This window comes from Planosporangium thailandense (assembly GCF_011947195.1).
GTDB classification, from domain to species: Bacteria; Actinomycetota; Actinomycetes; order Mycobacteriales; family Micromonosporaceae; genus Planosporangium; species Planosporangium thailandense.
The window spans coordinates 67,029-78,380 of record NZ_JAATVY010000009.1 but is presented as its reverse complement, the minus strand read 5'-3'; the positions used below and the strand labels follow the sequence as shown (position 1 = coordinate 78,380).

The following is an 11,352-nucleotide window of genomic DNA, read 5'->3' as shown; positions in this document are numbered from 1 at the left end:
GCGCGAACGCCGTAACAGCGCACTGCCCGGTGACGCGACCAGTCGGTACGCGCCCGGCGCCGCCGCCCGCGCCGAATTGATGTTTACCGCACCGGCCAGCGGGTAGTGCATCGGCACAGGTAGTCGGCATCGATCAGGCGCGGCCCGGGGGGTCGCGCTAGCCGTAAGTATGCACTTCAGGCGGGGAGCGGGGGTCGGGTGTTGCAGAGCCAAGGCTTCGCGGCAGCGCTCCTCGACCGGGACGGCACGTTGGTTCTGGACGTGCCCTACAACGGCGACCCCGACCAGGTACGGCCGGTACCGGGCGCCCGGGAGGCGCTCGACCGGCTGCGGGCCGCCGGGCTGCGCCTGGGCGTGGTCAGCAACCAGTCCGGGATCGCCCGCGGACTGCTCACCCACGAGCAGGTACGGCGGGTCAACGCGCGGATCGAGGAGCTTCTCGGCCCCTTCGACACCTGGCACTACTGCCCGCACGGCCCCGATGAGGCCTGCGACTGCCGCAAGCCGGCCCCCGGCATGATCCGGTCCGCCGCCGCCGCGCTCGGCGTGCCGATCGAGCGCTGCGTGATGATCGGCGACATCGGCGCCGACGTCACCGCCGGCCTGGCCGCCGGCGCCGCCACCGTACTGGTGCCGACGCCCGTGACCCGGGCCGAGGAGATCGCCGCCGCGCCCGTCGTGGCCACCGATCTCGCCGGCGCCGTCGACTGGATCCTCGCCGCGTCGCCACACCGGCCACGCGTGCTCGTCGCCCGCTGCGACTCCGTCGGCGACGTACTGGTCACCGGACCGGCCATCCGGGCGGTGGCGGCCGGCGCGTCGTACACGACACTGCTCTGCGGGCCGCGCGGACTCGACGCGGCCCGCCTGTTACCCGGCGTCGACGACCTCATCGACTGGCGGGTGCCGTGGATCGACCCGCAGCCGCCACCGGTCGACAGTTCCGAGATCGACGCGCTGGTCAAGGACATCGAGGCCCGGCAGTTCGACAAGGCCGTCATCTTCACCTCGTTCCACCAGTCCCCGTTGCCGCTCGCGCTGCTGCTGCGCCTGGCCGGCGTGCCGTACGTCGCGGCGATCTCCGAGGACTACCCGGGCTCGCTGCTCGACGTACGCCACCGCGGCCTCGACGACAACCTGCCGGAGGCCGAGCGGGCGCTGTCGCTGGCGGGCGCCGCCGGCTTCGCGCTGCCGCCCGGCGACGACGGGCGGTTGCGTCTCCGGCGTCCGCTGCCCACCGTCGAGGAGGAGCTTCCCGACGACTACGTCGTCGTCCACCCGGGCGCGAGCGTGCCCGCGCGCGCCTGCCCGCCGGAGCGCTGCCGCGACTTCGTGGCCGCGCTGGCCGCCGCCGGTCACCGGGTCGTCGTCACCGGCGCGCCGAGCGAACGGGACCTGACCCGCTACGTCGCCGCGGACGCGGGGCTGGACCTCGGCGGCCGGACCACGCTGGCACAGCTCGCGGCAGTCCTCGAGCGGGCTCGCTGCGTCGTCGTGGCCAACACCGGCCCGGCGCACCTGGCCGCCGCCGTCGGCACCCCGGTGGTGAGCCTGTTCGCCCCGACCGTGCCGTACGAGCGCTGGCACCCGTACGGCGTGCCGGTCCGGCGGCTGGGCAACGCGCACGCCCCGTGCCGTGACACCCGCGCGGCGGTGTGCCCCGTACCCGGCCACCCCTGTCTGTCCGAGGTGGCGACCGCAGACCTGGTCGCCGCGGTGGAGGCCCTGACAGCACGCTGTGATGCTGCACGGAATGGCGGTGGAGTTTGAGGATCCTGCTCTGGCACGTGCACGGCGCCTGGACGACAGCGTTCGTCCAGGGTGGACACGACTATCTCGTGCCCACGACGCCGGACCGGGGACCGTACGGGCTCGGTCGGGCGCGCACGTACCCGTGGCCCGACAACGTGCGGGAGGTGTCACCCGAGGCGCTGGCGCACGCCGACGTGGACGTGGTGCTGATGCAGCGTCCGGAGGAGTGGCAGTTGGCGGAGCGCTGGCTGCGTCGCCGGCCGGGCGTCGACGTCCCGGTCGTCTTCGTCGAGCACAACACCCCCAAGCAGGGCGACGTGCCGAACAACCGCCACCCGATGGCCGACCGCGACGACGTCACGCTCGTCCACGTCACCCACTACAACAAGCTGATCTGGGACAACGGCTCGACCCGTACCGAGGTCATCGAGCACGGCATCCCGGATCCGGGCGCCATCTGGACCGGTGAGCTGCGGCGGATCGCGACGGCGATCAACGAGCCCATCCGGCGGTGGCGGGTGACCGGCACCGACCTGCTGCCGCACTTCACCCAGGTGGCGCCGGTCGACGTTTACGGCATGAAGGTGACCGGGCTGCCCGAGCGCCTGGGCCTGCCCGACGACCGGATGGCGGTCGTCGACGATCCGCCGCAGGCGACGATGCACGCCGAGATCGCGCGGCGCCGGGTGTACCTGCACCCGCACCGCTGGACCTCGCTCGGGCTGTCGCTGCTGGAGGCGATGAGTTGCGGCGCGCCGGTGGTCGTACTGGCCACGACCGAAACGGTCATGGCCGTGCCCCCGGGGGCGGGGGTGCTGTCAACCAATGTCGATGAGCTGGTGGAGGGAGCCCGGTGGCTCGCGTCCGACGTCGACGCTGCCCGCCGCTGCGGTGAGGTGGCCCGCCGTGCCGCTCAGAAGAGGTACGGCCTGGCTCGATTTCTTGCCGACTGGGACGCGCTACTGAAGGAGGTAACTTCGTGACGCGACTGCGGATTGCGATGGTTTCCGAGCACGCCAGTCCGCTGGCGGCGATCGGGGGTGTCGACTCGGGAGGGCAGAACACGCACGTGGCCGAGTTGGCGATCGCCCTCGCCAACCGTGGCCACGAGGTACGTGTGTACACCCGCCGTGACGATCCCGACCTGCCCGACGTGGTCCCGTTCGTCGACGGGGTCCTGGTCGAGCACGTGCCGGCCGGGCCGGCCACGTTCGTACCCAAGGACGACCTGCTGCCGTTCATGGGCGAGTTCGGCCGCTGGATGGCGACGCGCTGGACCGCGCCGGACTTCACACCCGACGTCGTACACGCACACTTCTGGATGAGCGGCCTCGCGGCGCTCACCGCGACCTCCTCCAGCCGCATCCCGGTCGTGGTCACCTACCACGCGCTGGGCTCGATCAAGCGCCGCTACCAGGGGTCCAAGGACACCAGCCCGGACACCCGGCTGGGCCTGGAGCGCGAGCTGGGCCACCTGGCCGACCGGATCATCGCCCAATGCTCCGAAGAGGTCGAGGAGCTGGGCCGGATGGGGATCCCGCGGGCGTCGATCCAGATCGTGCCCAGCGGCGTCAACACCGACCGGTTCAGCCCGACCGGCCCGCGCGCGGAGCGCTCCCCGGGTGGGCGGCCGCGGATCCTGAGTGTCGGGCGGATGGTCGAACGCAAGGGCTTCGCCGACCTGATCCAGGCGCTGTACCTGGTGCCCGAGGCCGAGCTGGTGCTGTTGGGCGGGCCGCAGCCGGGCGAGCTGGACCGCGAGCCGATGGTGACCCAGCTGCGGCGGCTGGCGGAGAAGCGCGGCGTCGCCGACCGGGTCCGCATCGTCGGCTGCGTGCCGAAGGAGGACATGGCGGACTGGTACCGGTCGGCCGACGTGGTCGCCTGCGCCCCGTGGTACGAGCCGTTCGGCCTGACCCCGCTGGAAGCGATGGCGTGCGGCGTGCCGGTCGTCGCGTACGCGGTGGGCGGGCTCGCCGAAAGCGTCATCGACGGGGTGACCGGGGTGCTGGTGCCGCCGCGCGACATCCGGCGGCTGGCGGCCGCGCTGCGCTCGGTGCTCGGCGACGAGGTGCGCCGGATGAGCTACGCGAGCGCCGCTGTCGACCGGGTGCGCTCGCGGTACACGTGGGAACGCACCGCCGCCGACATCGAGCGCGTGTACGCCTCGGTCACCGGTGAACCGATCGCCGCCGGTGGAGCGCTGACGGAGGTCTCCTCATGACCTTGTTGTCCGGTAACGAATCACGTAGTGGAAGCGCCGACGACGCCGACGGTCACGACGGTAAACCGGCCGTACTCGGCGTCGACCCGGCCGTCGACCGCCAGCTCGACACGGTGTGGCGACGGTCGACGGTCGACGCGAAGCTGGACCGGCTGGCCGAGGCCGTGGAGCTGTTCCGGGCCGAGGCGCCCCGGCTCGCGCGCTGGGGCGAGCACCTGGCCGAGGTACTGGTGGCGGGCGGCCGGCTGCTCGTGGCCGGCAACGGCGGCAGCGCCGCGGAGGCGCAGCACCTGTCGGCCGAGCTGGTCGGCAAGCTGCGTGACGACCGGCCGGCGTACTCGGCGATCGCCCTTTCCGCCGAGACGTCGAGCCTGACCGCGATCGGCAACGACTACGGCTACGAGCACGTCTTCGCCCGGCAGGTGCAGGCGCACGGCCGGCCGGGCGACGTCCTCGTGCTGATCTCGACGAGCGGCCGCAGCAAGAACCTGCTGGCGGCCGCGGCCGCCGCGCGGGAACTCGACATCACCTCCTGGGCCATGACCGGCCCCCTACCCAACCCCCTCGGAATGTGTTGCGACGACGTACTCGCGATCCCCTGCGACTCGCAGACCGCGCAGGAGCTGCATCTGGTCGCCGTGCATGTGCTCTGTGAGCAGATCGAAGCCGCGCTGCCCGCCACCGAGATCCGTGCCGGGCGGCGGATCGGCCGGGGAGCGCGGCGGTGAGCCGGGCGCCCCTGGTGGTCGTCGGCGACGTGCTGCTCGACCGCGAGGTGCTCGGGCGGGTCGAGCGGCTGTGCCCGGAGGCGCCGGTGCCGGTGTTCGACGAGACCGAGGTGCTCGACCGTCCCGGCGGCGCGGGGCTCGCCGCGCTGTTCACGGCCTCCGCGGCCGCGAGCGGCCCACCGGGCCACACCGAGCCGCGCCGCACCCCGCGTGAGGTGGTGCTGGTCGCCGCCGTCAGCGCCGACCGCGCCGGGGACCGGATCCGTGAGCTGCTCGCCCGCGCCGGCGTACGCCTGGTCGAGCTGCCGCTGCTCGGCCCCACCCCGGAGAAGATCCGGCTACGTGCCGGCGGGCACCTGTTGATGAGGCTCGACCGGGGCAGCGGACCGAGTGAGATCGGTACCGCGCCGCCCGAGGCGATCGAGGCGATCCGGTCCGCCGGCGCGATCCTCGCCAGCGACTACGGGCGGGGTGTGTGCGCCCACCCCCAGATCCGGGCCGCGCTGACCGAGCGCGCCCACTGTGTACCGCTGGTCTGGGATCCGCATCCGCGGGGCGGCCAGCCGGTGCCCGCGACCCGCCTGGTGACGCCGAACCGCGCGGAGGCCGCCGGCTTCGCGTCGGCCAACCCGGGCGGCGCGCCGAGCGGGGAGTGGCCGCTGATCGCGGCTCTGCACCAGTATCAGCCGGACGGCGGCTACGCGCACGTCGGCGACAACGGCCGTGCGAACGGCAACGGGCACCCCGCTTCCGGTAACGGGCACGCCAACGCCCGTGCGAACGGCAACGGGCACGCCGCTCCCGGCAACGGGCACACCAACGGCCGTGCGAACGGCAACGGGCACGCCGCTCCCGGCAACGGGCACGCCGCTTCCGGTACCGGACACGCCAACGGCAACGGCCATGCGGTGCGCGGCGACGCCAAGACAAGCGACCTCGCGCAGGCGGCCGGGATGGCCGTGCGGCTGCGCCGGTACTGGGGAGCCGGCGCCGTCGTGGTCACGCTCGACGAGCGGGGCGCGGTCCTCTCCGACGGCGTGAACCCACCGCTGCTGGTGCCCACCCCGTTCAGCGCACAGGGTGACAGCTGCGGCGCCGGCGACCGGTTCGCCAGCGCGGCCCTCGCATCGCTGTCGGAAGGCTCGTCGACCATCGAGGCCGTCACCACCGCGGTGACCGCCGCAACCGCGTACGTCGCCGCCGGGGGAGTGCTCTCGCTCTGCCCCGAGCTGCACGAACGCACGAACGATCCCGCCTCGGCGGTGATCATTTGAGCACGAAGGAGGAGCGCATGACAGGTTCGGTGATCGTGACAGGTGGCGCCAGCGGCCTCGGCGCGGCGATCGTGTCCGCGGTCCGCGAGGCGGGCGGCACCCCGTACGTGCTGGACCTCAAGCCCCCGGCGGAGGACGTGCCCTACGTCGCGGTCGACCTGAGCGACACCCGCGCCGCCGAGCGCGCGACCGAGCAGCTCATCGAGCAGGCGGGCACGATCACCGGGGTCGTCACCGCGGCCGGTATGGACATTCCGGCGCCGCTGTCGGGCATCTCCGGCGCGGACTGGGAGCGCATCGTCGCCATCAACCTCTTCGGTACCGCTGCCGTCGTCCGGGCCGCTCTGCCGGCGCTCAAGCGCAGCCACGGCTCGATCGTCACGGTCGCCTCGACGCTCGGCATCAAGGCCGTCGGCGACGCGACCGCGTACTGCGCCTCGAAGTTCGGCGTCGTCGGCTTCACCCGGGCGCTCGCCGCGGAGCTGTCCGGCGAGGTCAACGTCACGCTGCTCATCCCGGGCGGCATGAAGACCGCGTTCTTCGACACCCGCGACGACAAGTACAAGCCGGGGCCGGACGCGCCGCTCAACGACCCGGCGAACACGGCCCGCGCGGTCATGTTCGCGCTGTCCCAGCCGCCCGGCTGCTCGGTACGCGAAATGATCGTCTGCTCCGAGGTGGAGTCGTCATACCCGTGAAGCCCGTCCTGCTGGCGCTGCGGGCGCTGGGCATCGGCGACCTGGCGACGGTCGTACCGAGCCTGCGCGCTCTGCGGCGCGCGTTTCCGCGCCACGAACTGGTCCTCGCCGCGCCGGCCGCCCTCACACCGTTGGTCTCGGGCGTAGGCGCGGTGGACCGGATCTTCCCGACCGGGTCGTTCGTCCGCGAGCCGATCGACGAGCTCCGCTGGTCGGGGCCCCGGCCGGACATCGCCGTCAACCTGCACGGCCGGGGGCCGCAGAGCCACCGGGCGCTGCTGGCCACCGATCCGGTCCGGTTCATCGGGTACGCCCGACCCGAGGCCGGCTGGCCGGACGGCCCGGAGTGGGCCGACAACGAGGCCGAGCGGGTCCGCTGGTGCCGGCTGCTGCACGCGCACGGCATCCCGGCCGACGCGTGCGATCTCGGGCTGGAGGCGCCGCCGCCGGTGCCCGAGTGGGCCGGCGCGGTCGTCGTGCACCCGGGCGCGAGCGGGCCGGAGCGACGCTGGCCGGTGCCGCGCTTCGCGGCCGTGGCGCGCCGGCTGGCGGCCGCCGGGCACCGCGTCCTGATCTCGGGCTCGCCCGGGGAGGCCGCCGACGCGCACGAGCTGGCGGCGGCGGCCGGCCTGCCGCCCGCCGCGGTGCTCGCCGGGCGTACCGACCTCGGCGCGCTCGCCGCGCTCATCGCGCACGCCCGGCTGCTCATCTGCGGTGACACCGGCGTCGCGCACCTGGCCACGGCGTACGGCACCCGCTCGGTGCTGCTGTTCGGGCCGGTGTCGCCGGCGCTGTGGGGACCGCCGCCGCGGCGGCGGCACACGGTGCTGTGGCGCGGCCCGCAGGGGCTGGAGCGGATCGGGGTGGACGAGGTCTACGAGGCGGCCTGCGCCCAGCTGGCGGCCGCCGCCGGTGACGAGCTCACGACGGTGCTGACCGCGCGCCCGGGTGACGTACGCGATGCGGCTGCGGCGATCTGATCCCAACCGGGCCGGGTACACCCGTTGCCGGCGCGGCAAGGGGTTCAGCTACCACGACCTCGACGGCGAGCCGATCACCGACCCGGACGAGCTGGGGCGCATCCGGTCGCTGGCGATCCCGCCAGCCTGGCGGGACGTGTGGATCTGCCCGGACCCGCGCGGGCACATCCAGGCGGTCGGCACCGACCAGGCGGGCCGGCGGCAGTACCGGTACCACGACGTGTGGCGGGCCAAGCGCGACGCGGAGAAGTTCGAGCACGTCCTGATCGTCGGCGATCATCTGCCGCAGTTGCGCAAGCGGGTCGCCGAGGATCTGGCCGGCCGGGGCCTGACCCGCAACCGGGTCCTGGCGGCCGCGGTCCGCCTGCTCGACCGGGGCGTCTTCCGGATCGGCGGGGAGGCCTACGCCGCCGCGGACTCGGGCTCGGGCGAGCCGACGTACGGGCTGGCGACGCTGCAGCGCGACCACGTGAGCGTGCGGGGCGCCAGGATGGAGTTCCGGTACCCGGCCAAGGGCGGCGTCGAGCGCGCCGTGCGCATCGAAGACGACGAGGTCGCCCCGGTCGTGAAGGCTCTGCTCAAGCGGCCGGACCCCAACCCCGAGCTGCTCGGCTACCGGGACGGGGCGCGCGGACCGTGGCGCGATGTGCGCAGCGCCGACATCAACGCGTACCTCAAGGAGGCCACCGACTGCGACATCAGCGCCAAGGACTTCCGGACCTGGCACGCGACGGTCCTCGCGGCGGTGACGCTGGCCAGCCCGGAGGCGCTCGGCGCGAAGTCGACGACGGCCCGGAAACGGGCGGTGACCCGCGCCGTCCGGGAGGTGTCGGAGCACCTGGGCAACACGCCGGCGGTGGCGAAGGCCTCGTATGTCTATCCGCGGGTGATCGACCTGTACCACGCCGGCGAGACCATCGCGCCCGCGCTGACGGCACTGCCCGGGGACGCCGACGGGTTCGTCGCCCGCGAGCAGGCCGAGCAGGCGGTCCTGGCGCTGCTCAGTGGGGATTCCGGGTGAACGTCGGCAATCAATCTTTCCCAGACCCGTGACCAGAGGTACGGTCGGGGCGTTTCATCGTCTGAACGGATGAGCTCCACTCGGACTAAATGTTGAACCGCGCCGAATGATGACTGCTGATTGACCGTCGAGCGTCCCCCACCGGAGGCACTCGTCGCGGCAGCCTCGGCCTGGTTGGACGGGGGGCGAACGTGACGGCCACCATCAGCCACGACACAGGCACCACTGCGGCGACATCCGGGGAGACGGTCGCCGCGCCGGTCGAGCGGGCGCGCACCGGTACGGACACTGACGACCGGGGCCGGGCGCTGTTGACGCGGCTGGCCGACCTGCCCGCCGACTGCCCCGACCGGGCCCGGCTGCGCGAACGGCTCATCGAGCTGTACCTGCCGTTGGCCGAGTACCTGGCCGGGCGCTTCCGCAACCGGGGCGAGCCCGTCGACGACCTGGTCCAGGTCGCCAACCTGGCCCTCGTCAAGTCGGTCGACGGTTACGACGCGAGCCGCGGAGCAGCGTTCAGCAGCTACGCCATCCCAATGATCGTGGGCGAGCTCAAGCGCCATTTCCGCGACAAGGGCTGGGACGTGCGCGTCCCGCGCCGGGTGCAGGAGCTGCGGCTGGAAGTCGCCCGGGCGACCGGTGCGCTGGCGCAGCGGCTCGGCCGGTCGCCGACCGTCGCCGACCTGGCCGCCCACCTGCGGGTACGGGAAGAGGACGTGGTCGAGGCGCTCGACGCCGCGCACGCCTACCGGGCGCTGTCGCTGCAGGCGCCGGTGGCGGGCGACGAGTCCGACACCGAGCTGGTCGATCTGATGGGCGACGTCGATCACCGGCTGGAGGGGGTCGAGGACCGGGAGGCGCTGCGCCCCCTGATCGCACGGCTGCCGCACCGGGAACAGCGGATCATCGCGCTGCGGTTCTTCGGCAACATGACGCAGTCGCAGATCGCCGCCGAGGTCGGCATCTCGCAGATGCACGTGTCGCGGCTGCTGTCGCACGCGCTCGCCGCGCTGCGCAGCGGCCTGCTCGCCGACGACGCCTGACCGCCGGCTACGCCGCGGCCGGCTGCCCTGCGATCTGGTACACGCTGTACGCCTGCTTGATCACCGGGTGCGCGACGTTACGCACGTGCACCCCGCCCGGCGTGACGCCGCGCTCGGTGCCGGCGTGCGCGTGACCGTGTACGGCGAGCGCCGGGCACACCTCGTCGACCACCTCGCCCAGCAGGTACGACCCGAGGAACGGGTAGATCTCCAGCGGTTCGCCGAGCAGGGTCTCGGGTGTGGGCGCGTAGTGGGTGAGCGCGATCCGGACGTCACAGTCCAGGTCGTGCAGCGCCGTGCCCAGCTCCTCGGCGATGGTCCGGGTGTGCCGGATGAACGCCTTCATCTCCGGCTCGCCGAACTCGCTGCCGCATCTGCCGGCGAACCCTCCGCCGAAACCCTTCGCGCCGGCGATGCCCAGCCTGATCCCGAAGCAGTCGAAGACGACCCCGGAACGTTCGAGGACCGTGATCCCGCTGTCCTCGAGGATCTTCGTGATCTCGTCCTGGGCGTCGGAGTGGTAGTCGTGGTTGCCGAGCACGGCGACCACGGGTACGGACAGGTCGGCGAACTCGGTGGCCACGCACCGCGCCTCGTCGCCGGTGCCGTGCCGGGTCAGATCGCCGGCGAGCAGCAGCACGTCGGCCTTCTCGCCGATGCGCTCCAGCGCCGGACGAAACCGACCCAGCACGTTCTCGTCGATGTGTACGTCGCCGACCGCGGCCACCCGTACGCAGTTGGCGGGTCGGTCGGAGCTTGGTGCTGAGCTCACACTTCCTCCACCTCGTCCGGCTCGTGCACGCGCGTGATGCCGAGGTCGTACTCCACGGTCAGATCGGGGAACTTCTCGGCCACCACCTGCTCGATGACTTCCCGGCGCTTGGAGCTCGCCACCTCGCCGGACAGGGCGAAGGTGTTCTCCTCCAGGCGGCTGACCCGGATGCCCTGCTCCGAGACCCGTTCGTCCTCGGTCAGCACCCGCTGCATCTGGCTTTCCTTGTACACGTCGGTTCTGGTTTTCATCCCGACACCTCCTTGAGCTGCGCCCGGCGCTCGGTGGCCGAGTTGATCTCCGCCAGCGACACCACGTTCAGTCGGTCCAGCAGCACCATGAACGCCTGCGCGTAGGGGGAGTGCGCCGTTTCGCGTTCGACCCGGGCCCAGTCGATCTGCTCGCGCATGGATTGGGCAACGGGTAGTGCTTTGGAGAGGTCGCAGTAGTGCGGCCCCATCGAGAGCAGCTTGTGGATCATCAGTTCGGTCGCGGAGAGCACCGGCATGTGGCAGGCGTTGACCGACAGGATGTCGGTGTCGGCGAGGGTCTCGTCGGTGACCGGGCGCTGGACGGGGGAGTAGATCAGATCGACGAGGCGGTCCTCGTCGTAGACCTTGACCAGCCAACCCTCGGGCGGGATCTCGGCGCGGAAGCCGACCTCGACCAGACCGGTGAGCACCCGGTCCGCGTCCTCCTCCTTGATCAGAAAGTCCACGTCGTGGTCACAGCCGCCACCGCCGCGGGCGTAAACCGCGAAGCTGCCCGCCAGCGCGAACGGAACGTTCATCTGCTTGAGGTGGTATGCCACCCGTTTCAACGTCTGTATGAGCGGCTGTTGATCCTCAGTAAGAGGCATC

General features: G+C 72.5%; 12 protein-coding genes. 9 read left to right on the top strand and 3 right to left on the bottom strand.

Translation table 11 applies throughout. The features are described 5' to 3' along the window. Positions 1–198 precede the first annotated feature (198 nt). The 9 genes from HC031_RS15010 (at position 199) to HC031_RS14970 (ending at position 9,720) form a co-directional block, all read left to right on the top strand. The gene (locus HC031_RS15010) at positions 199–1,770 is read left to right on the top strand and encodes an HAD-IIIA family hydrolase (RefSeq protein WP_338090667.1); all 1,572 of its coding nucleotides are present in this window, start codon (positions 199–201) and stop codon (positions 1,768–1,770) included. Then, on the top strand, positions 1,767–2,735 hold the full coding sequence (locus tag HC031_RS15005) for a glycosyltransferase (RefSeq protein WP_167925919.1): 969 nt from the start codon (positions 1,767–1,769) through the stop codon (positions 2,733–2,735). The genes HC031_RS15010 and HC031_RS15005 overlap by 4 nt, the downstream gene beginning before the upstream one ends. Before the next feature lie 5 nt (positions 2,736–2,740). Beyond that, positions 2,741–3,976 (top strand): glycosyltransferase, encoded by a 1,236-nt coding sequence (locus HC031_RS15000; protein ID WP_167926024.1) that lies wholly within the window; start codon positions 2,741–2,743, stop codon positions 3,974–3,976. Beyond that, a complete protein-coding gene (locus tag HC031_RS14995) occupies positions 3,973–4,704 on the top strand; it encodes a D-sedoheptulose-7-phosphate isomerase (protein WP_167925918.1) in 732 nt (243 codons plus the stop codon). Before HC031_RS15000 ends, HC031_RS14995 begins: the two co-directional genes overlap by 4 nt. Continuing rightward, positions 4,701–5,978 carry a PfkB family carbohydrate kinase gene (locus HC031_RS32530; protein WP_205862762.1) on the top strand — a complete coding sequence of 426 codons (1,278 nt, stop codon included), beginning with the start codon at positions 4,701–4,703 and terminating at the stop codon, positions 5,976–5,978. Before HC031_RS14995 ends, HC031_RS32530 begins: the two co-directional genes overlap by 4 nt. 17 nt (positions 5,979–5,995) lie before the next feature. Continuing rightward, positions 5,996–6,676 carry an SDR family oxidoreductase gene (locus tag HC031_RS14985; protein ID WP_167925917.1) on the top strand — a complete coding sequence of 227 codons (681 nt, stop codon included), beginning with the start codon at positions 5,996–5,998 and terminating at the stop codon, positions 6,674–6,676. Continuing rightward, the gene (locus tag HC031_RS14980; protein ID WP_167925916.1) at positions 6,673–7,656 is read left to right on the top strand and encodes a glycosyltransferase family 9 protein; all 984 of its coding nucleotides are present in this window, start codon (positions 6,673–6,675) and stop codon (positions 7,654–7,656) included. Before HC031_RS14985 ends, HC031_RS14980 begins: the two co-directional genes overlap by 4 nt. Next, positions 7,637–8,677, top strand: coding sequence for a DNA topoisomerase IB (locus HC031_RS14975; protein WP_167926022.1), 1,041 nt, complete (start codon positions 7,637–7,639; stop codon positions 8,675–8,677). The genes HC031_RS14980 and HC031_RS14975 overlap by 20 nt, the downstream gene beginning before the upstream one ends. A 191-nt stretch (positions 8,678–8,868) precedes the next feature. Then, positions 8,869–9,720, top strand: coding sequence for an RNA polymerase sigma factor SigF (locus HC031_RS14970; RefSeq protein ID WP_338090665.1), 852 nt, complete (start codon positions 8,869–8,871; stop codon positions 9,718–9,720). A 7-nt stretch (positions 9,721–9,727) separates the two neighbouring features. On the opposite strand, the gene HC031_RS14965 is transcribed toward HC031_RS14970, so the two are convergent. Genes HC031_RS14965 through HC031_RS14955 form a run of 3 tightly spaced genes read right to left on the bottom strand, consistent with a single transcriptional unit; the run spans position 9,728 to position 11,351 of the window. Further along, a complete protein-coding gene (locus HC031_RS14965; protein WP_167925915.1) occupies positions 9,728–10,492 on the bottom strand; it encodes a metallophosphoesterase in 765 nt (254 codons plus the stop codon). Next, positions 10,489–10,743: a hypothetical protein gene (locus HC031_RS14960; protein ID WP_167925914.1), complete on the bottom strand. Its 255-nt coding sequence runs from the start codon at positions 10,741–10,743 to the stop codon at positions 10,489–10,491. The genes HC031_RS14965 and HC031_RS14960 overlap by 4 nt, the downstream gene beginning before the upstream one ends. Next, complete coding sequence (locus tag HC031_RS14955) at positions 10,740–11,351, bottom strand: nucleotidyltransferase family protein (RefSeq protein WP_167925913.1); 612 nt, start codon at positions 11,349–11,351, stop codon at positions 10,740–10,742. The genes HC031_RS14960 and HC031_RS14955 overlap by 4 nt, the downstream gene beginning before the upstream one ends. Position 11,352: the final 1 nt, after the last annotated feature.

Excerpts from the sequence above, each read along its gene's own strand:
- HC031_RS14995 (WP_167925918.1), top strand. The coding sequence starts at position 3,973 with ATGACCTTGTTGTCCGGTAACGAATCACGTAGTGGAAGCGCCGACGAC.
- HC031_RS14955 (WP_167925913.1), bottom strand. The coding sequence starts at position 11,351 with ATGCCTCTTACTGAGGATCAACAGCCGCTCATACAGACGTTGAAACGG.
- HC031_RS14960 (WP_167925914.1), bottom strand. The coding sequence starts at position 10,743 with ATGAAAACCAGAACCGACGTGTACAAGGAAAGCCAGATGCAGCGGGTG.
- HC031_RS14975 (WP_167926022.1), top strand. The coding sequence starts at position 7,637 with ATGCGGCTGCGGCGATCTGATCCCAACCGGGCCGGGTACACCCGTTGC.
- HC031_RS14985 (WP_167925917.1), top strand. The coding sequence starts at position 5,996 with ATGACAGGTTCGGTGATCGTGACAGGTGGCGCCAGCGGCCTCGGCGCG.